Raw genomic sequence first — 19,339 nt, forward strand, 5'->3', positions numbered from 1 at the left:
GCCACTACCGCGTCGCCGACGTGTTGCCGCTGACCCCGCTGCAGCAAGGACTGCTTTACCACGCCAGCATCGCGCAGGGCTCCGGTGACGACGTGTATGCGGTGCAACTGGATCTGGCGTTGAGCGGCCCGCTCGACCAGCACCGGCTGCGCGATGCCGTGCAGGCGGTGGTCAACCGGCATCCCCAGCTCGTCGCCCGGTTCTGCCCGCAGTTCGACCAACCGGTGCAAGTCATTCCCGCAGATCCGGTGGCGCCCTGGCGGTATGTCGATTTGGACGCCGGCGATACCGACGAGCCGATCGAGCAGATCTGCGCCGCCGAACGCGCCGCGGTCTGCGACCTGCTCGTCCAGCCGGCCTTCCGGGTGGTGTTGATTCGCACCGCACCGGACCGGCACCGGTTTGTCCTGACCAATCACCACATCGTGCTCGACGGCTGGTCGATGCCCATCTTGATGCACGAGATCTTCGCCGGCTACCACCAGCAGCGGCTGCCCGCGGCCTCGCCGTATCGCAGCTTCATGACCTGGCTGGCCCAACGGGATCGCGTTGCCGCCCATGCGGCGTGGCGCGAGGTGTTCACCGACTTTGACAGTCCCATCCTGGTCGGTCCGCCGCACAAGTTAGGGCTGCGCCGGCGAAGCGTTGAATCCTTCCGGCTGTCGGCGAAGACCACTCGCGCCCTGACCAAACTGGCCCGCTCGCAACACACCACCGTCAACATCGTGCTGCAGGGCGCCTGGGCGCTGCTGCTGTCCTCGCTGACCGGCAAGCATGATGTGGCCTTCGGCACCGTCGTCTCGGGGCGGCCACCGGAGGTGGTCGGCGCGGAATCGATGGTCGGCCTGTTGATCAACACGGTTCCGGTGCGGGCGCACATCGCGTCGGCAGCCTCCACCGCAGACCTGCTCGACCAACTGCAAAACGCCCACAACGAGACGCTCGAACACCAGCATGTGCCACTCAGCGACATTCACCGGATCACCGGTCAAGAACAGCTGTTTGACACCGTGTTCGTCTACGAGAACTACCCGACCGACACCGGCGCGGCGCCGGGCGTCGACGGGCTGTCCATCACCGGCTTCACCAGCCGCGACTACTACCACTACCCGCTGACCGTCCAGGCCGGGCCCGGCACGGAACTGAGCCTTCGCGTCCAATTCGACACCGACGTCTTCGATTTGGACAACATCGAAGCGCTGGTCGAGCGGTTCGAGCAGGTGCTGGTGGCCATGACTGCCCATCCGACGCGGCCGTTGTCGTCGTTGGATCTGCTGGAGGGTACCGAGCACGCCGGGCTGGACGGGTGGAGCACCCGGGTGCTGTCGACCCCTTCGGCTACCACGGCGTCGGTATCGAACGCTCACGACACCAACGGTGAGTATCACGCCCCCGCGACCTTGGTCGAACAGATCGTGGCCGGCATCTACGCCCAAGTGCTGGAACTAGACCGGGTCGGAGTCGACGAGTCATTCTTCGATCTGGGCGGGGACTCGCTGGCCGCGATGCGGGCAATCGCAGCGATCAACGCCGCACTCGATACCCGCCTTGCGGTGCCCGCCCTATTCGAGGCGCCGTCGGTCCGAAGCCTCAGCGCGCAGTTGGACACCGACGTCGACTCGGTGAAAGATCGTCCGGCAACTTAAAGACGTTGGCTCCCAATATGTTCAGCTACGCTTACCACATCAGTGGGACCAGGCGATAACGCGCCTTCTGCGTGTACTCGAGGTATCCGGCCAATTCTTCCCGGAGCAGCTTTTCTTCGTCGCGGATGCGCAGGATCAACACGATCACGCCCGGTATCACGAACACCAGCCCCCAGTAGGAGCCGAGCGCAAGGGGAAAGCCGACCATCGTGATCACGTTGCCGGTGTACATGGGGTGGCGCACCAGCCCGTACAGCCCAGTGGAAATGAGCTGCTGACCGTCCTCCACCCGCACAGTTGAGGCCGCGTAGCTATTTTGAATGACCACCATTACCGTCAGACCCAGTCCAACCGACACCAGCACATCACCGACCAAGCACAGTGCGGTTGGTACCGACGACCAGCCGAAGCGGTGGTCAAGCGGGCTCACCACGACCATTGCCGCCAGCGACAAATACCACCCGCCGATCACGATCTTCTGCGCCGTTCGACTCTCGGCTGTGGGCCCCGCGCGCCGACGCCGCTGGTGCGCATCGGGATTCGTCCGCAGCAGGTAAACGCTGGGCACCCATGTCCATAGCACGAACAGCGCCAGAAAAACCCATGCCTGCCAGTAGTTGACCGTGCCGGCCGCCGAAAACAGCACCAAACCGAACACCAGAAGTTCAGCAAGTCCGAAGAGCAGCACTTGAGCAATGTTTTTCACGCATCCGCCTTACGGTCCGACCGGTACCGCATGCTAACAGCGCACATCGCCTGCGCCGCACAGCGCCAATCAGCCCCTTCTCATCGCCGACAGGGTGCACTACTGTTTACACAAGTCGCGGTTGTAAAAAAGCGTTCTAGAGGAGTAGGTGCCGATGAGCATTGCCGAACGATCTACGACGACGACATGGGAAGGCCCACTGGCACGCGGCGGCGGTGTCCTTGTGGAGGGGAGCAGCGGGGCGCTCGACGGCCTGGCGGTGTCCTGGGCGGCGCGTACCGAGCAGCCGGGCGGGAAGACCAGTCCCGAGGAGTTGGCCGCCGCCGCGCACTCGTCGTGCTTTGCGATGGCGTTGGCGCTGAAGTTGGGCGAGAACAAGACCCCACCGGAGCGACTCAACGTCGAATCCACCGTGACACTCGACGAGGTGGACGGCCTCCCCACGATCACCACGTCCCGGCTCACGGTGCGCGGTCGGGTGCCCGGCTTGGATGCCGGCGCGTTCGCGACCATCGTCGACGACGCCGCCGCGTTGTGTCCGGTGTCGCGGTTGTTTGCCGGCGCCAAGATCAGCGTCGACGTCGAACTCGAGTAGGCCACCGTGCCCGAACTGGCAGCAGCGCTGGAACGCGAACACCACGAAATCGACGCTGGCATCGCCGCATTCGTCGAAGCATTGGACGGCGGTGGCGTGCAACCCGAACCCTTGGTCGCGGCGTTGGAAGCGCTGCGGAGACACATCTATCTCGAAGAGGTGTTCCTGTTTCCGCCGCTCCGCGAAGCCGGCATGGTAATGCCGATCTTCGTGATGCTGCGCGAACATGGCGAGCTGTGGCGCACGATGGACGAGCTGACCGATCTGCTGACCGCGGGAACCGACAGCGAGGGGTTGGCGGCAGCCTGCCGTACGCTGCTGAACCAACTCGAGCAGCACAACTCCAAGGAAGAACCGGTCATCTACCCGCACGCCGACACCGGCCTGCCTGCCCACACCGCCGAGGAGCTAGCCCGGTTCATCGAAAGCGGTAGCACGCCGGCCGGCTGGGTCTGTCAGACCGCTGCCTGATTGACCCAGCCGTAGGCGGCTCCATACTGTGCGGGTATGGAGCAGCGCCAATGACCGAACCCCGCCTGCCGCTGTTGCCCGTCGTCGAAGCCAAGGCCGCCGCTGATGAAGCCGGTGTACCCGACTACATGGCCGAGCTCAACATCTTTCAGATGCTGCTCAACCATCCGAGCCTGGCGCGCGCACTCAATGACCTGTTGGCGACCATGCTGTGGCACGGCGCTCTGGACTCGCGGCTGCGTGAATTGGTGATCATGCGTATCGGCTGGCTCACCGCTTCCGAGTACGAGTGGACCCAACATTGGCGGGTGGCACAAGGCCTCGGCGTTTCCGCCGATGATCTGCTGGGCGTACGTGATTGGCAGTCCCACAACGGGTTCGGCGCCGCCGAACGGGCGGTGCTGGCGGCCACCGACGACGTCGTACGCGACGGCGCGGTGAGTGCCAACAGTTGGGCGGCGTGTGAAAGCGAATTCGCCGATCGCGCAGTGCTCATCGAGTTGGTCACGGCCATCGGCGCGTGGCGGATGGTTGCGTCGATCCTGCACAGCCTGCGAGTCCCGTTGGAGGACGGCGTTTTGGGCTGGCCGCCCGACGGGCGCGCGCCGAGTGGCCAGTTAGGACACGCATCCGACTAAAAGCTGTGCGATAACTGGCCATTCGGGTCAGCTTGCAGACCGATTGACACGTCAATCAATGACTCGTAGCGTCGTCGCCGTGCAAACCAGAGCCGCCGAGATGCTCGGCGTCGAGTTTCCGATCTGCGCATTCAGCCATTGCCGCGACGTGGTGGCCGCGGTGACCAACGCCGGCGGCTTCGGCGTTCTCGGCGCCGTCGCGCACAGCCCGCAACGGCTGGACAGCGAACTCAGCTGGATCGAACAGCAAACCGGTGGCAAACCCTACGGCGTCGATCTGCTGTTGCCGCCCAAGTACGTCGGCGCCGAATCCGGTGGCATCGACGCGGCGCAGGTGACAGAGCTGCTGCCGGAGGAGCACCGCGCGTTTCTCGACGACCTGCTGGGCCGCTACGGCATCGCGGCGGCCAGCGACCAACCGAAACCGCGGCCCACCGCCGGGCTGAACGTGTCGCCGAAGGGCTATCAGCCGCTGCTGGATGTGGCCTTCGACCACGACATCCGCCTGATCGCCAGCGCACTCGGCCCACCGCCGGCGGATCTGGTCGCCCGCGCCCACGACAACGACGTGCTGGTAGCCGCGCTGGCAGGCACGACGCAGCACGCGCTGCGGCACGCGGCCGCTGGGGTGGACCTGATTGTCGCCCAAGGCACCGAGGCCGGGGGACACACCGGAGAAGTGGCGACAATGGTGCTGGTCCCCGAAATCGTCGACGCCGTTGCGCCGCTGCCCGTCTTGGCCGCCGGCGGGATTGCCCGCGGCCGCCAGGTCGCCGCGGCGCTGGCCCTGGGCGCTGAGGGCGTGTGGTGCGGATCGGTGTGGCTGACCACTGAGGAAGCCGAGACACTGCCAGCGGTCAAGGACAAGTTCCTGGCTGCATCGTCGTCGGACACGGTGCGCTCACGCTCGCTGACGGGCAAACCCGCGCGCATGCTGCGCACGGCGTGGACCGACGAGTGGGAGCGGCCGGAGAGTCCGTCGCCGCTGGGCATGCCGCTGCAAAGCGCGTTGGTCGCCGACCCGCAGCTGCGCATCAACCAGGCCGCCGGCCACGCTGACGCCAAGGCACGCGAGCTGGCGACCTACTTCGTCGGGCAGGTAGTCGGATCGCTTGACAAGGTGAAGCCGGCGCGGTCGGTGGTGCTCGAGATGGTGTCGGAGTTCATCGACGCCGTCGGGCATCTCGACGACCTGGTCGATCGGTGAGTCCGGCCGCTAACCGAGCCCGCCGTCGCCGCTGAGGCTGCGGGATGCCCACGTTTCCTCACAGGCCACGGCATAACCGCAGCTCATGGCATTCAGCGGTGGTTCAGCGAATTCACAGGTGTGTTTGAATTGACCCGACCGAGCTCATCATGCATCATCGGTTGGGTAAGCACCTCGTTAGGCGAGGCGTCTACATGGATATAGGCCACTGACCCCGAACGTCGAGAGACGCCCAGGGTCAGGACAGCTCCTCCCGGCTTAAGGGTTGAGCCCAAGTGGCTTCCGGATTCCGGATACGCCGTGTAGTGCCGAAGCTCTGACGAGTGGGGTGCGGGTTTCCCGAGAGTCATCGGGTTCTGTACTCCTGCTTGCGCGCAAACCGTGCGGACAGCCGCACGCCAGACGGCCGCGAGGAGGTGAGGGACGCATGAGTTCCAGTGATAGTCCGGACCGATATCCGGGCTTTGTTTCGTCCCGATCCGGCCTCCGGCACGCCGCGCTCAGCTGAGCTAGCGCGTTTGCCTCAAGGCGCCGTTTCGGACGGGACATCCGAATCCTGTTGTTCCCGTTTGACTTTCCCCGCTAGGAGGCGACCATGACCGCTGCACTCTACGACGAAGTGGTAACGGCACCGCAGACCCCGAAGCTGAGGGTGGTGCCCCAGCCGACGGCGACGCCCAAGCACGTCTCCAAGCAGTCCGATCGCTTATTCGCCGGTGACCCGCTGGTCGACGGGGCGGCCCGGCTGCTGTCGATTCCGCTGCGGCAGCTCTACGCTGCGCTGTGGCGGGCCGGCGTGCTGGAGATCAGCTCGTAAGAACGTTGTCGTCGCTCCCGGCACTGAGGTGTCCCGCCTCGGTCCCGGGAGCGCCTCATGTCTGAGCCGCAATGAGCGTGTTCAGCCCGTCGCGGTAGGCGGCCAGGCTGTGACGCCAGCCGATGTCGATCGGACCGCCGCTGTCGACCATAATTTGGCTGCCGACGTGCACGTACGGCGACGGCGGTACGTGCGGCACGATGTCGAGGAAGTTGACCACCCGAAAGCAGCTTTCAATAGCGGCGTTGAACGCTGAGGCGAAGTCGGGCAGGCCGACTCGCGGCCCGGCGAACGTGATGAGTCGCGGTTCGATGGTGTTGGGCGGCATGTTCTTGAAAATGTCGGGCGCCGCGAGCACGGCCAGCGCCGCGCCGAGGCTGTGACCGGTCAGCAGGATCTGATCGCAGCCAGCGGTCGCGGCGGCCAGATCCGCGGCGATGCTGGTGCGAATGGTCTCGTAGACATCCTGGAAGCCGTCGTGCACCTGGCCGAACCCGGCCAGCGGTCGATAGTTCTCGGGGACGGCGTCGAGATCGGCCACCCAATCCGCGACGTCTGAGGTACCGCGAAACGACAAGAACGCGGTGCGGCTGGTGGCGTCGTGGCCCATCAACCCGAAAATGTTGGTGTCCTTGGTCATTGCCGTCACGGCGGGATGCGGGTTGACCATCGCGGCCAGCACCACCCCGCTGGCCTCGATCAGCGAGGTCTGCACGAATCCCGACGGCAGTGCCGGGGCGCTGCCATCCATCACCGTGTAGGCCGCCGTCGCCAGCGGCAGAACCACGTCGCGAGCAAACGACGCGTCGAAAGCCACACCGCAGTCTAAAAACGGCCGCCCCGATTTCGTGGACGTTTGACGGCGACGGCCCATTGCTCGCTTCCACCGGCGTCGGCATCCGCAGTAGCGTTGAGCTACCCGAGCCGGTCCGAAGGGAGCGCGCCATGGCCACCGATCTGATGCTCTATCTCGACGACGACCCAGGCGAGTTGGCCCAAGTCGGCGACGTGCTTGGCCAGGCCGGCGTCAACATCGCCGGTCTGTGCGCCGTCACCAGCGGGGGCGGGCAGGCCAAGGTTCATATCCTGGTCCACGACGCCACCTCGGCATTCGAAGCGCTGCAGGACGCCGGCATTCAAATCGCCGAAGAGCAAGAGGTGATCGTGCTCGACGTGGAGGATCGGCCCGGCGCGCTCGGCGAGGCCGTGCACAAGCTGGGCGCCGCGCAGGTCAACCTGGAAACCGTCTACCTTGCGACCAACACCCGCCTGGTGCTGCGCGCCGACAATTTCGCCGACGCGAGGGCGGCGCTGGGCTGAGTTTGGATTTGCCTCCGCCCCGTACAATCGACCCAGCGGCGTCGATCCGGCCATCACCGGGGAGCCTTCGGAAGAACAGCCCCTTCAGGCCCAGTAGAACCGAACGGGTAGGCCCGTCACAGCCGTCATAGAGCGGTCGCGCTTCGGCGCGGCAAGCGGGGTGGTACCGCGGCGCTCGCGCCTACCGGCGCGTTTGTCGTCCCCGGCCAGAGACGTGGCACAGGGAGACGACGCTTTGACCTATCCGAAGCCGGCCGGCGGCGCGCCCGACTTCCCGGCATCAGAGCTCGAGGTCCTGGATTATTGGGACCACGACGACACGTTCCGTGCCAGCATCGCCCGCCGCGCCGACGCCGAAGAATATGTGTTTTACGACGGCCCGCCGTTCGCCAACGGTCTGCCGCACTACGGGCATCTGCTCACCGGCTATGTCAAAGACATCGTTCCTCGGTATCGCACGATGCGCGGATACAAGGTGGAGCGCCGATTCGGCTGGGACACCCACGGCCTGCCGGCCGAACTCGAGGTCGAGCGACAGCTCGGTATCACCGACAAATCGCAGATCGACGCGATGGGCATCGCCGCGTTCAACGAGGCCTGCCGCGAATCGGTGTTGCGTTACACCGACGAGTGGCAGGCCTACGTGACCCGCCAGGCCCGCTGGGTCGATTTCGACCACGACTACAAGACGCTGGATCTGTCCTACATGGAATCGGTCATCTGGGCGTTCAAGCAGTTGTGGGACAAGGGCTTAGCCTATGAGGGCTACCGGGTGTTGCCGTACTGCTGGCGCGACGAGACGCCGCTGTCCAACCACGAGTTGCGGATGGACGACGACATCTACCAAAGCCGCCAAGATCCGGCGCTCACGGTCGGATTCCGGGTGCCCGACGGTGACCTGGCCGGCGCTTACCTGCTGGTGTGGACGACGACCCCGTGGACACTGCCGTCCAACCTGGCCGTCGCGGTCAACCCCGACGTCAGCTACGTCCAGGTGCGGGTCGGTGACCGCCGGGTGGTGGTGGCCGAGGCCCGGCTGGCCGCTTACGCGCGCGAATTCGGCGACGAGCCCGAAGTGCTGGCCCGCTACCGCGGAGCCGACCTGCTGGGTCTGCGGTATGTCCCGCCGTTCCCGTTCTTCATGGAGTCGCCCAACGCGTTTCAGGTGCTGGCCGGGCAGTTCGTGACCACCGACGACGGCACCGGGATCGTGCACTTGGCCCCGGCCTACGGCGAAGACGACATGGACACCACGGCCTTGGCCGGCATCGTGCCGGTGACGCCCGTCGACGCCAAGGGCCGCTTCGATGTCACTGTCCCGGATTACCAGGGGCAGCACGTGTTCGACGCCAACCCGCACATTATCCGCGACCTGAAGAACGGAACCGGCGCCGCAGCGGCTAACTGCGCGGTGCTGATTCGCCACGAAACCTACGAGCACCCCTACCCGCACTGCTGGCGCTGCCGAAACCCGTTGATCTACCGAGCGGTGTCGTCGTGGTTCATCCGCGTGACCGAATTCCGGGATCGCATGGTCGAACTCAACCAGCAGATCACCTGGTATCCCGAGCACGTCAAGGACGGCCAGTTCGGCAAGTGGCTGCAAGGAGCCCGCGACTGGTCGATCTCCCGAAACCGCTACTGGGGCACGCCGATTCCGGTGTGGACCTCCGATGACCCGGCCTATCCGCGCGTCGACGTCTACGGCAGCCTCGACGAGCTGGCACGCGACTTCGGGGTGCGCCCGGATAACCTGCACCGCCCCTACATCGACGAGCTGACCCGGCCCAATCCGGACGACCCCAGCGGGCGGTCGACGATGCGGCGCATCCCCGACGTGTTCGACGTGTGGTTCGATTCCGGGTCGATGCCGTATGCCCAAGTGCATTACCCGTTCGAGAACGCGGACTGGTTCCAGACCCACTATCCGGGTGACTTCATCGTCGAATACATCGGGCAGACCCGCGGCTGGTTCTACACCCTGCACGTGCTGGCCACTGCGCTGTTCGACCGACCCGCGTTCAAAACCTGTGTGGCACACGGGATCGTGTTGGGCTCAGACGGGCAGAAGATGAGCAAGTCGCTGCGCAACTATCCCGATGTGTCCGAGGTGTTCGACCGCGACGGCTCCGATGCGATGCGGTGGTTTTTGATGGCGTCGCCGATCCTGCGCGGCGGCAACCTGATCGTCACCGAACCCGGGATCCGCGAGGGCGTGCGCCAGGTCATGCTGCCGCTGACGAACGCCTACAGCTTCCTGGCGCTCTACGCGCCGAAAGTCGGTAGCTGGCGCACGAATTCGACCCATGTGCTGGACCGCTACATCCTGGCCAAGCTGGCGGCGCTGCGCGAGGACCTGACCGCCGAGATGGACGTCTGCGACATCTCCGGCGCCTGCGAGCAGCTGCGCCAGTTCACCGAGGCCCTGACCAACTGGTATGTGCGACGGTCCCGCCAGCGGTTCTGGGAGGAGGACGCCGACGCCATCGACACCCTGCACACCGTGCTGGAAGTGACCGCGCGGCTGGCCGCGCCGCTGCTGCCGCTGACCACCGAAGTCATCTGGCGCAATGTCACCGGCGAACGCTCGGTGCACCTGACGGACTGGCCGGCTCCCGACGAGGTGCCCGCCGACGCCGACCTGGTTGCCGCGATGGATTTGGTCCGCGAGGTGTGCTCGGCCGCGTCGTCGCTGCGCAAGGCCAAACAGCTACGGGTGCGGCTGCCGCTGCCGAAACTCACTGTGGCCGTGGAGGACCCGCAGCGGCTGGCGCCGTTCACCGACCTGATCGCCGACGAGCTCAACGTGAAAAACGTCGAGCTCACCGCGGACATCGCCCGCTACGGGCGATTCGAGCTCACCGTCAATGCCCGGGTGGCCGGGCCGCGGCTGGGCAAGGATGTGCAAGCGGCGATCAAAGCGGTGAAAGCCGGCGAGGGCGTCGTCAACGACGACGGCACGCTGACCGCCGGCCCGGCGGTGCTGCAGCCCGAGGAGTACAGCTCGCGGCTGGTGGCCGCCGACCCCGAATACACCGCCGCGCTGCCCGACGGCGCCGGCCTGGTCGTGCTGGACGGCACGGTCACCCCCGAACTAGAAAGCGAAGGCTGGGCCAAAGACCGCATCCGCGAACTGCAGGAGCTACGCAAGTCAACCGGCCTGGACGTCTCTGACCGCATCAGCGTGGTGATGGCGGTGCCTGCCGAGCGGGCCGACTGGGCCCGCACCCACTCGGAGCTGATCGCCGGCGAAATCCTGGCCACCAGCTTTCAGTTCGGCGAGCCGGTCAAGGCTGTGGAAATCGGTGACGGGGTTCGCGTGAGTATCTCTAAACTCTGAGCCGCGAAAGTGCAACTGCCGACGCATTTTCCGGGTGGGCCCGTCGGTGGTTGCACTCTCGCGGACAGGGGTGGGTCTTGGAAGCACCGTTCGTCGGCACTGAAGCGCTCCGCGCCGGCACATTGACCGAGCGTGAGCTGCGGCGCTCATGCACGCGCATCTATCGCAACGTCTACCAGCGCCGCGGCGCTGAGTTCACCGCGAAAGACCGGGCAGTCGCCGCGTGGCTCTGGTCGGCGAAGGAAGCCGTCGTCGCGGGCAACTCAGCGGCCGCGCTTCTCGGCGCCAAGTGGGTTGACCCGCATGCGCCCGCTGAGCTCATCACCGATCGCAAACGTCCGCCACCGTTGATTATTACCCGTAATGAGACGCTGTTGGCCGGCGAGACTACGACAGCCGGCGCTGTGCCGGTCACCTCACCTGCCCGCACCGCATTCGACCTGGGCCGGCGGCGCGGCTTCGAAACCGCGGTCATCCGCATTGACTCGCTGATGCGGGCCACCGGGGTCACGGTCGACGACGTTCTGCCACTGATCGACGCCCACCGAGGCGCTCGCGGCATGAAGCAGCTGCGACGGGTGCTTCCCTTGGTCGACGCAGGTGCCGAATCGCCGCAAGAGACGCGGACCAGGCTGCTGCTCATCCGCGCGGGTCTACCGCGCCCGCAAACCCAGATCGAGGTTGGCAGCTACCGCATCGACATGGGTTGGGAGCAGTGGCTTGTCGGCGTGGAATACGACGGCCCCCAACATTGGACCGACCCGAGCATTCGCGCCAACGACATCGACCGCACCGTTGAGCTGCAGCGTCGGGGGTGGATCCTTATCCGGGTGAGTGCACAGCTACTGCGCTACCGACCGCACATCGTCGTAGGCCGCGTCCGCGACGCGCTGCGTGCCGCCGGGTGCTCAGTTTAGAACCGCGAAAGTGCAACTACCGACGGGCTTACTCGCGATATGCGTCGGTAGTTGCACTTTCGCGGCTAGGGGGCAAACGCGCGCCAGCGGAGTCGACGGCGATTAGCATCCACGTCGATATCCGTAAACCCGATACGGCGCAACCGGTCTGGCAGAGTGTCCGGCGACACCGGGTTGCAGGTGTCGCGGAAATGCAGAATCGAGAACAGGGTTGACGCCGCGCTGTCACTACCGGCGAACACGCCGCCGGGCCGCAGCACCCGAAACGCCTCAGCGAACAATTGGTCTTGCAATGCCGGTGTCGGCACATGGTGCAGCATCGTGAAGCACACCACCGCGCTGAACTCGTCGGACGGCAGCCCTGTGTCCGTGCCATCGCCGTTGATGATCCGCGCCCGCCCGCCGTACCGCCCTTGCAGCCGCTGCGCCATCGGCGGATCGATTTCGACGGCGGTGTAGTGCGGGGTCTTGTCGATCAGCACCCGGATGTTGGCGCCGTAACCCGGCCCGATCTCCAGCACGTTGTCGCCTAGATCGACGTCGCCGAGCACCCACGGCAGCAGCCCGTCCTCGACCGCCTTGAAGTAGCGGTTCGAACTACAACACAACCGGTGACACAGATTCATGGCCATGGATTCAGACGCTAGCGCAATAGCATCGATGGCTGTGGACTCCCGCTGGGTGCTGCACCTCGACATGGACGCGTTCTTCGCGTCCGTCGAACAGCTCACGCGACCGACCCTGCGCGGCCGCCCGGTGCTGGTCGGCGGGCTGGGGGGCCGCGGCGTGGTGGCCGGCGCCAGCTACGAGTCACGGGTTTTCGGTGCGCGTTCGGCGATGCCGATGCATCAGGCCCGTCGACTCGTCGGCATCCAGGCGGTGGTGCTGCCGCCGCGCGGGGTGGTGTACGGGGTGGCCAGCAGGCGGGTGTTCGAGACCGTCCGCAACGCGGTGCCCGTCGTCGAGCAGCTCTCCTTCGACGAGGCATTCGCCGAGCCGTCCGAACTCGCCGGCGCCTCAGCCGCCGACGTCGAGGCCTACTGCGAAGACCTGCGTCGACGGGTGCGCGACGAGACCGGGCTGATCGCGTCCGTCGGAGCCGGTTCGGGCAAGCAGATCGCCAAGATCGCCTCGGGCCTGGCCAAACCTGACGGGATTCGGGTGGTCCGGCGCGCCGAGGAGACGGCACTGCTGGGCGGGCTTCCCGTGCGCAGGCTGTGGGGGATAGGCCCGGTCGCCGAAGAGAAGCTGCACCGACTCGGCATCGAAACAATCGGTCAGCTGGCCGCGCTGAGCCAGCCCGAAGTGGCCAGCATCTTGGGCGCCACGATCGGGCCCGCTTTACATCGGCTGGCCTGCGGCATCGACGACCGCCCAGTCGCTGAACGCGCCGAAGCCAAGCAGATCAGCGCCGAATCCACTTTCCCGGCCGACTTGACCACGCTCGACGAGTTGCGCGACGCGGTCGGCCCGATCGCCGAGCACGCCCATCAGCGGCTGTCCCGCGACGGCCGCGGCGCGCGCACGGTTACGGTGAAGCTGAAGAAATCCGACATGAGCACCCTGACCCGTTCGGCGACGTTGCCCTATGCCACCGCCGATGCGGCCGCGCTGGCCGCGGTGGCTCGCCGCCTGCTGCTGGACCCGCATCAGGTCGGCCCGATTCGTCTACTCGGCGTTGGGTTTTCGGGTCTGTCCGACGTGCGCCAGGAATCGCTGTTTCCCGGCCTGGAGGTGTCGGCGGAAACCTCGGAGGCCGATCACGCCGCAGACGCGCCGACGGCGCCGGACGCGGCGACGTGGCGGATCGGCGACGACGTCACCCACCGCGATTTCGGGCACGGCTGGGTACAGGGCGCCGGCCACGGCGTGGTCACGGTGCGGTTCGAAACCCGCAGCACCGGTCCTGGCCCGGCGCGCACGTTTCCCCTCGACACCGACGAACTGACGCCCGCCAATCCCGTCGACAGCCTCGAGTGGCCGGATTACGTTGCGGCGCTGGTTGAATCAGCTCCAGCGGCCAACGACGTCGTGCACCGGTAGCTGTGCGGCCAACGCCGCCATCACCAGCACCCGGACCTGGCTGGGCGGCAGCCGCGGCACCATCACCGCGCCGGCGTCGACCAAGTCGCGGCCGGGGCCGTAGCCCGGGCTGACCCGGCCGCCGGCGACGCGGGTGGACACGGCAACCACCACGCCGTCGGCGCAGTGCCGGCGCACCCCGTCGATCACCGCTGCGCCGGCGTTACCCGATCCCAACGCCTGGAGCACCACGCCGCGTGCACCTGCGGCCACGCAGGCATCCAGTGCCACCGCGTCGCTGCCCGGATACACCGCGACGATGTCGACCCGCGGCGCCGCCGCGGCGCTCAGCTCACCCAGATAGGGCCGGGTCTTCGGCTCGGTGATCCCGCCGTCGACGGTGCCCAGCACCGCCCCGGTGAAGCCCGTCGCCATCTTGTACAGACCCCACGGCTGCAGCACCCGCCCGCCGAAACACACCAGCGCCCCCAGGTCGCGGGCAGCAGAGCTGGCCGCTACTGACAGCGCGTCGCGCAGATTGGCCGGGCCGTCGGCATCGGGCGCATCGGCGCTGCGCATCGCGCCGGTGAGAACGACCGGGACCGGACCGCCATACGTCAGGTCCAGCCACAGCGCCGTTTCCTCGAGCGTGTCGGTGCCATGGGTGACGACGACCCCCGCGGCGCCGTGATCGGCGGCCGCCCGCACCGCTGCGCCGATCACATCCCAGTCGGCCGGCGTGAGCTGCGAGCTGTCCAGCGCCAGCACGTCGACGACGTCCACGTCGAGGCCGGCGGTCAGCTCCGCGCCGCCGCGGGTTGGCCGTCGCACGCCGTCGGCATCGGTGCTGGTGGCGATCGTGCCGCCGGTGGCGATGACGGTGAGGCGGCCCATGCTGGGATGATAGGGGTGTGACCGCCAGCGACGATGCAGAGCACAACAGCGATGTGGAGGTACCTCCCGCTTGCCGGGGAGAGGAGCGGCGTTTGTGCACTGAAGAATCAACACGATCGGTTGAGCCGGTCACGACGGCGGGAGACACCGAAGCTCCCGCGCCGCCGCGACGGCTGCGCCTGCTGCTTTCGGTCGCGGCGGTCGTGCTGGCGCTGGACGTCATCACCAAGGTGATCGCGGTCAAACTGCTGACCCCCGGTCAGCCGGTGCCGATCATCGACGACACCGTCACCTGGACATTGGTGCGCAATTCCGGGGCCGCGTTCTCGATGGCAACCGGCTACACCTGGCTGTTGACGCTGGTCGCCACCGGCGTGGTGGTCGGCATTTTCTGGATGGGACGGCGGCTGGTGTCGCCGTGGTGGGCCGTCGGGCTGGGCATGATCCTCGGCGGCGCGATGGGCAACCTGGTCGACCGGTTCTTCCGTTCACCGGGCCCGCTGCGCGGCCACGTCGTGGACTTCTTGTCGATCGGCTGGTGGCCGGTGTTCAACGTGGCCGACCCGTCGGTGGTGGGCGGGGCGATCCTGCTGGTCGCGCTGTCGGTGTTCGGCTTCGACTTCGACACCGTGGGCCGCCGTAAGCCGGATGCGCGCCAGTGACGATGCAGAGCGAAGCGATGCGGACGAGCGGCGCTTTGTGACCGACCGGTCGATGCCCGTCCCCGAGGGATTGGCGGGCATGCGGGTGGACGCGGGGCTGGCACGCCTGCTGGGGTTGTCGCGAACCGCCGCCGCGGCGCTGGCCGAAGACGGCGACGTCGAGCTGGACGGCGTACCGGCGGGCAAATCCGATCGGCTGGCCGCTGGCGCCTTGTTGCACGTCCGGCTGCCCGAGGCGCCCGCACCGCTGGAGAACACGCCGGTCGACATCGAGGGCATGACGGTGCTGTACTCCGACGAGGACATCGTCGCCGTCGACAAACCGGCGGGAGTGGCAGCGCACGCGTCGGTGGGCTGGAGCGGGCCGACGGTTCTGGGCGGGCTGGCCGCCGCCGGGTACCGGATCACCACGTCGGGCATCCATGAGCGGCAGGGCATCGTGCATCGCCTCGACGTCGGCACCTCGGGCGTGATGGTGGTGGCGCTCTCCGATCGCGCCTACACCGCGCTCAAGCGCGCGTTCAAGCAGCGCACGGTCGACAAGCGCTATCACGCGCTGGTGCAGGGACATCCGGATCCCTCCAGCGGCACCATCGACGCGCCGATCGGTCGGCACCGCAGCCACGACTGGAAGTTCGCGGTCACCGCCAACGGCCGCCACAGCCTCACCCACTACGACACGCTGGAAGCGTTTGTGGCGGCGAGCCTGCTCGACGTCCACCTGGAAACCGGTCGCACCCACCAGATTCGGGTGCACTTCGCGGCCCTGCACCACCCGTGCTGCGGGGACTTGACCTACGGCGCCAACCCGAAGCTGGCGAAAAGGCTTGGCCTGGAACGACAATGGCTGCACGCCCGAGCGCTGTCGTTCACCCATCCGGGCGACGGTCGGCAGCTGGAAATCGTCAGCCCCTATCCGCCGGACCTGCAACATGCGTTGGATGTGCTTCGGGCCGACGGGTGATTAGGTCGGCTTGCGGGCCTCGACCAGGGTCCGGGTGGAGTGGGCCACGAACGGGCCCTGGACCTCGATGCGGTCATGCAATTCACGCAGCCGATCCCGGTAGCGGTCGACGCTGAAGTCAGGCACCGTCCAAATCACCTTGCGCAGAAAGTAGATGACCGCGCCGACGTCGAAGAACTCCGCGCGCAGTCGCTCCATCCGCATCTCCAGAACGTCCAGACCGGCGGCGCTTGCCTGCGCCCGCTCGACGGCCGGGTCCCGTTCGGCTCCCACCGCCGGCTTCGGCCCGAGGAAAAACTCGATCAGCTCGACCATGGTGGCCGGCCCGACGTGCTGGGCGAAGTAAGTGCCGCCCGGCCGCAGCACCCGATGAATCTCGCTCCACCACAACGTGATCGGGTGGCGGCTGGTCACCAGATCGAACGCCTCGTCGGCGAACGGCAACACCGGCTCGTCGCTGGTCGCGACGACCACCACACCGCGCGGATGCAACAGCTTGGCGGCGCGAGCCCGGTTCGGCGGCCACGACTCGGTAGCGGCCATCGTCGGCGGAAACTTGTCGGCGCCGGACAACACCTCGCCGCCGCCGGTCTGCAGATCCAGCGCAGCTGACACGTCCGCCAGCCGCCGGCTCATCAGCCGCTGATATCCCCACGACGGCCGCTGCTCGGTCGCGCGCCCGTCCAGCCAGGAGAAATCCCACCCGTCTACGGGGGCTGCGGCGGCTTCGGCCACCAGCTCGTCGAACGTGCGCGGCATGCAGGCATTGTCGGTCAGGTCGGGTCGCAATCGCCATCCCGGTATGAAAGGACGGCCGAACTCAGATCCGGACAGCCTCGACGTCCGAGGCGATATCGCCGGCCAGCGGGGTGAGCCGGGCAACGATCTCGCTGATCGTCTCGGCGGGCACTCCGGCCGCCGCCAGCGCATCACACAAGTGTCCTGCCACCAGGTTGAAGTGGTGCAGGGTGATTCCTCGACCCTGATGCACCTGCTTCATCGACGCGCCGGAGTAGGGCTCGGGACCGCCGAGCGCGGCGGCCAGGAAGGCGGCTTGCTTGCCTTTCAGCCGATTCATATTCGTTCCCGCGAAGAAGACCGCGAGCTCACTGTCGGCAAGCACACGCGCATAGAAGTCCTCGACAACCACTTCGAGCGCCTCGTAGCCGCCGATTCTGTCGTAGAGCGATTCCATACCGATTAGCCGACCATCAATGGGTTGCACAGCCGTTAGGCCGCCGTCACGGGGCGATTGCCTGACGTAACAACCCGATTGCCCACGAATCACCGAAACCCGCGATGGCGGTGTAGCAGACTCGACCCATGAATCTCGGTGACCTCACCAACCTCGTAGCAAAGCCAGTGGCCGCGGTGTCCAACATCGTCAACACCCCGAACTCAGCCGGCCGCTACCGCCCGTTCTATCTGCGCAACCTGCTCGAGGCGGTCGAGGGCCGCTCCCTGCGTGACGCCGTGGACGGCAGGATCAGCCTGATCACCGGCGGATCGTCGGGCATCGGGGAAGCCGCCGCCAACAAAATCGCCCGCGCCGGAGGCGAGGTGGTGCTCGTGGCCCGCACCCCGGAGAAGCTGGAGAAAGTCGCCGACGACATCCGCGCCGCGGGCGGCACCGCCCACGTGTACCCATGCGACCTGTCCGACATGGACGCCATCGCCGCGATGGCCGATCAGGTGCTGGCCGATCTCGGCGGAGTCGACATCCTCGTCAACAACGCGGGGCGCTCCATTCGGCGCTCACTTGAGCTGTCCTACGACCGGATTCACGACTACCAGCGCACCATGCAGTTGAACTACCTCGGCGCGGTGCAACTGATCCTCAAGTTCATCCCGGGGATGCGGGAGCGCGGTTTCGGTCAGATCATCAACGTGTCGTCGGCGGGCGTGCAGACCCGCGCACCGCGCTTCGGCGCCTACATCGCCAGCAAGGCCGCGCTCGACACGCTGTGCGACGCGTTGCAAGCCGAAACGGTCAACGACGACGTTCGGTTCACCACGGTGCACATGGCGCTGGTCCGCACCCCGATGATCAGCCCGACCACGATGTATGACAAATTCCCGACGCTGACACCGGATCAGGCGGCTGGGGTGCTCGCCGACGCGATCGTGCACCGACCCCGCCGGGTCAGCTCACCGTTCGGCCAGTTGGCCGCCGTCGCCGACGCCGTCAGCCCGCTGGTGATGGACCTGGTCCGCAACCGCGCGTTCAGTATGTTCGACGACTCCGCGGCCGCCCAGGGCAGCGAAACCCCAGACGATGCAAGCAAATTCGATAAGCACAGCGAGACGTTCGTACGAGCGACCCGCGGAATTCATTGGTGAGTGATCATGAGTCTGCCCAAACCCGACAACCAGGCCACCGTCGTCGTCACCGGTGCCTCCTCCGGTATCGGAACCGAGTTGGCCCGCGGCCTGGCCCGGCGCGGCTACCCGCTGCTGCTGGTCGCGCGCCGTCGTGACCGTCTCGACGAGCTCGCCGACGAGCTGCGCGACCAACGTTCGGTCGGTGTTGACGTCATGCCTCTCGACCTGGCCGACGGCGAAAGCCGGGTATCGCTGGCCGAGCACATCGCCAACACACCGATTGCCGGCTTGTGCAACAGCGCCGGCTTCGGCACCAGCGGCGCCTTTCACACCTTGCCGGTCGAGCGGGAAAGCGAACAGATCACGCTCAACGCGCTGGCGCTGATGGAACTGACCCACGCGGCGCTGCCCGGGATGGTCCAGCGCGGCGCCGGTGCGGTGCTCAACATCGCCTCGATCGCGGCGTTTCAGCCGCTGCCGGGCATGGCGGTGTACTCGGCCACCAAGGCCTTTGTCCAAACCTTCTCCGAAGCGGTCCACGAGGGGCTGCACGGAACCGGGGTCTCCTGCACGGTGTTGTGTCCGGGGCCGGTGCCCACCGAGTGGGCCCAGATCGCCGATGCCGAGCACGTGAATGTCCGCATCGCGCAGGTCTCACCGCGTGAGGTCGCCGAAGAGGCGATCGTCGGGATGCTCGAAGGTAAGCGCAGCGTCGTGCCGGGCATCGTGCCCAAGGTCGCCAGCATGGGCGGCCGGTTCGCGCCGCGCAGCGTGCTGCTGCCTGCGCTGCGGATCGTGCGGCAACTGCGCGGCTAGGC

The 19,339-nt window shown here is 66.9% G+C and carries 20 protein-coding genes and 1 riboswitch; of the genes, 14 read left to right on the plus strand and 6 right to left on the minus strand.

Annotated features, from left to right (window positions below):
• The coding region (locus tag A5707_RS06115; RefSeq protein ID WP_232000643.1) for a condensation domain-containing protein at nt 1-1,646 on the plus strand (1,646 nt) is incomplete at its 5' end.
• A gap of 31 nt (nt 1,647-1,677) precedes the next feature.
• On the opposite strand, the gene A5707_RS06120 is transcribed toward A5707_RS06115, so the two are convergent.
• Entirely contained in the window at nt 1,678-2,352 is a 675-nt protein-coding gene (locus tag A5707_RS06120; RefSeq protein ID WP_065013626.1) for a methyltransferase family protein, read from the minus strand.
• Nucleotides 2,353-2,506: 154 nt separating this feature from the next.
• Here A5707_RS06120 and A5707_RS06125 point away from each other — a divergent pair, with 154 nt between their 5' ends.
• The 5 genes from A5707_RS06125 to A5707_RS06145 all read left to right on the plus strand — a co-directional run bounded on the left by A5707_RS06125 (nt 2,507) and on the right by A5707_RS06145 (nt 6,080).
• On the plus strand, nt 2,507-2,947 hold the full coding sequence (locus A5707_RS06125; protein WP_065013627.1) for an OsmC family peroxiredoxin: 441 nt from the start codon (nt 2,507-2,509) through the stop codon (nt 2,945-2,947).
• Nucleotides 2,948-2,953: 6 nt separating this feature from the next.
• A complete protein-coding gene (locus A5707_RS06130) occupies nt 2,954-3,418 on the plus strand; it encodes a hemerythrin domain-containing protein (protein WP_065013628.1) in 465 nt (154 codons plus the stop codon).
• Nucleotides 3,419-3,468: 50 nt separating this feature from the next.
• Nucleotides 3,469-4,056 (plus strand): carboxymuconolactone decarboxylase family protein, encoded by a 588-nt coding sequence (locus A5707_RS06135; protein WP_065013629.1) that lies wholly within the window; start codon nt 3,469-3,471, stop codon nt 4,054-4,056.
• Between the two features lie 79 nt (nt 4,057-4,135).
• Complete coding sequence (locus A5707_RS06140) at nt 4,136-5,263, plus strand: NAD(P)H-dependent flavin oxidoreductase (protein WP_065013630.1); 1,128 nt, start codon at nt 4,136-4,138, stop codon at nt 5,261-5,263.
• Nucleotides 5,264-5,429: 166 nt separating this feature from the next.
• A riboswitch (M-box (ykoK) riboswitch) is annotated at nt 5,430-5,598 on the plus strand.
• 260 nt (nt 5,599-5,858) lie between these two features.
• Nucleotides 5,859-6,080: an Rv1535 family protein gene (locus A5707_RS06145; RefSeq protein WP_065013631.1), complete on the plus strand. Its 222-nt coding sequence runs from the start codon at nt 5,859-5,861 to the stop codon at nt 6,078-6,080.
• Nucleotides 6,081-6,135: 55 nt separating this feature from the next.
• Here A5707_RS06145 and A5707_RS06150 read toward each other — a convergent pair whose 3' ends face one another.
• Nucleotides 6,136-6,897 carry a lipase family protein gene (locus A5707_RS06150; protein WP_065013632.1) on the minus strand — a complete coding sequence of 254 codons (762 nt, stop codon included), beginning with the start codon at nt 6,895-6,897 and terminating at the stop codon, nt 6,136-6,138.
• 128 nt (nt 6,898-7,025) lie between these two features.
• Here A5707_RS06150 and A5707_RS06155 point away from each other — a divergent pair, with 128 nt between their 5' ends.
• The 3 genes from A5707_RS06155 (at nt 7,026) to A5707_RS06165 (ending at nt 11,657) form a co-directional block, all read left to right on the plus strand.
• Complete coding sequence (locus A5707_RS06155; protein ID WP_065013633.1) at nt 7,026-7,400, plus strand: amino acid-binding protein; 375 nt, start codon at nt 7,026-7,028, stop codon at nt 7,398-7,400.
• A 235-nt stretch (nt 7,401-7,635) separates the two neighbouring features.
• Complete coding sequence (ileS, locus tag A5707_RS06160) at nt 7,636-10,740, plus strand: isoleucine--tRNA ligase (protein ID WP_419866392.1); 3,105 nt, start codon at nt 7,636-7,638, stop codon at nt 10,738-10,740.
• A 77-nt stretch (nt 10,741-10,817) separates the two neighbouring features.
• The gene (locus tag A5707_RS06165; RefSeq protein ID WP_082969284.1) at nt 10,818-11,657 is read left to right on the plus strand and encodes a DUF559 domain-containing protein; all 840 of its coding nucleotides are present in this window, start codon (nt 10,818-10,820) and stop codon (nt 11,655-11,657) included.
• 65 nt (nt 11,658-11,722) lie between these two features.
• Here the strand turns inward: A5707_RS06165 and A5707_RS06170 are convergent, their stop codons facing one another.
• Complete coding sequence (locus tag A5707_RS06170; RefSeq protein ID WP_065013636.1) at nt 11,723-12,289, minus strand: class I SAM-dependent methyltransferase; 567 nt, start codon at nt 12,287-12,289, stop codon at nt 11,723-11,725.
• A gap of 49 nt (nt 12,290-12,338) precedes the next feature.
• Here A5707_RS06170 and A5707_RS06175 point away from each other — a divergent pair, with 49 nt between their 5' ends.
• Nucleotides 12,339-13,700 (plus strand): DNA polymerase IV, encoded by a 1,362-nt coding sequence (locus A5707_RS06175; protein ID WP_065013649.1) that lies wholly within the window; start codon nt 12,339-12,341, stop codon nt 13,698-13,700.
• Here the strand turns inward: A5707_RS06175 and A5707_RS06180 are convergent.
• On the minus strand, nt 13,665-14,573 hold the full coding sequence (locus A5707_RS06180) for an asparaginase (protein WP_065013637.1): 909 nt from the start codon (nt 14,571-14,573) through the stop codon (nt 13,665-13,667). The two genes, A5707_RS06175 and A5707_RS06180, sit on opposite strands and share 36 nt — an antisense overlap.
• Before the next feature lie 92 nt (nt 14,574-14,665).
• Between A5707_RS06180 and lspA the strand changes: the two genes are divergently transcribed.
• Together lspA and A5707_RS06190 are read left to right on the plus strand one after the other, a co-directional pair.
• Nucleotides 14,666-15,235, plus strand: coding sequence for a signal peptidase II (lspA, locus tag A5707_RS06185; protein ID WP_082969286.1), 570 nt, complete (start codon nt 14,666-14,668; stop codon nt 15,233-15,235).
• 37 nt (nt 15,236-15,272) lie between these two features.
• The gene (locus A5707_RS06190) at nt 15,273-16,199 is read left to right on the plus strand and encodes an RluA family pseudouridine synthase (protein ID WP_065013651.1); all 927 of its coding nucleotides are present in this window, start codon (nt 15,273-15,275) and stop codon (nt 16,197-16,199) included.
• Here A5707_RS06190 and A5707_RS06195 read toward each other — a convergent pair whose 3' ends face one another.
• Complete coding sequence (locus A5707_RS06195; RefSeq protein WP_065013652.1) at nt 16,200-16,958, minus strand: class I SAM-dependent methyltransferase; 759 nt, start codon at nt 16,956-16,958, stop codon at nt 16,200-16,202. It lies immediately after the preceding gene.
• Between the two features lie 61 nt (nt 16,959-17,019).
• On the minus strand, nt 17,020-17,394 hold the full coding sequence (locus tag A5707_RS06200) for a group I truncated hemoglobin (protein ID WP_065013638.1): 375 nt from the start codon (nt 17,392-17,394) through the stop codon (nt 17,020-17,022).
• Nucleotides 17,395-17,522: 128 nt separating this feature from the next.
• Here A5707_RS06200 and A5707_RS06205 point away from each other — a divergent pair, with 128 nt between their 5' ends.
• Together A5707_RS06205 and A5707_RS06210 are read left to right on the plus strand one after the other, a co-directional pair.
• The gene (locus A5707_RS06205; protein WP_065013639.1) at nt 17,523-18,539 is read left to right on the plus strand and encodes an SDR family NAD(P)-dependent oxidoreductase; all 1,017 of its coding nucleotides are present in this window, start codon (nt 17,523-17,525) and stop codon (nt 18,537-18,539) included.
• 6 nt (nt 18,540-18,545) lie between these two features.
• Nucleotides 18,546-19,337 carry an SDR family NAD(P)-dependent oxidoreductase gene (locus tag A5707_RS06210; RefSeq protein WP_065013653.1) on the plus strand — a complete coding sequence of 264 codons (792 nt, stop codon included), beginning with the start codon at nt 18,546-18,548 and terminating at the stop codon, nt 19,335-19,337.
• The last annotated feature ends 2 nt before the right edge of the window (nt 19,338-19,339 follow it).

Source organism: Mycobacterium kyorinense (assembly GCF_001672775.1).
Lineage (GTDB): Bacteria > Actinomycetota > Actinomycetes > Mycobacteriales > Mycobacteriaceae > Mycobacterium > Mycobacterium kyorinense_A.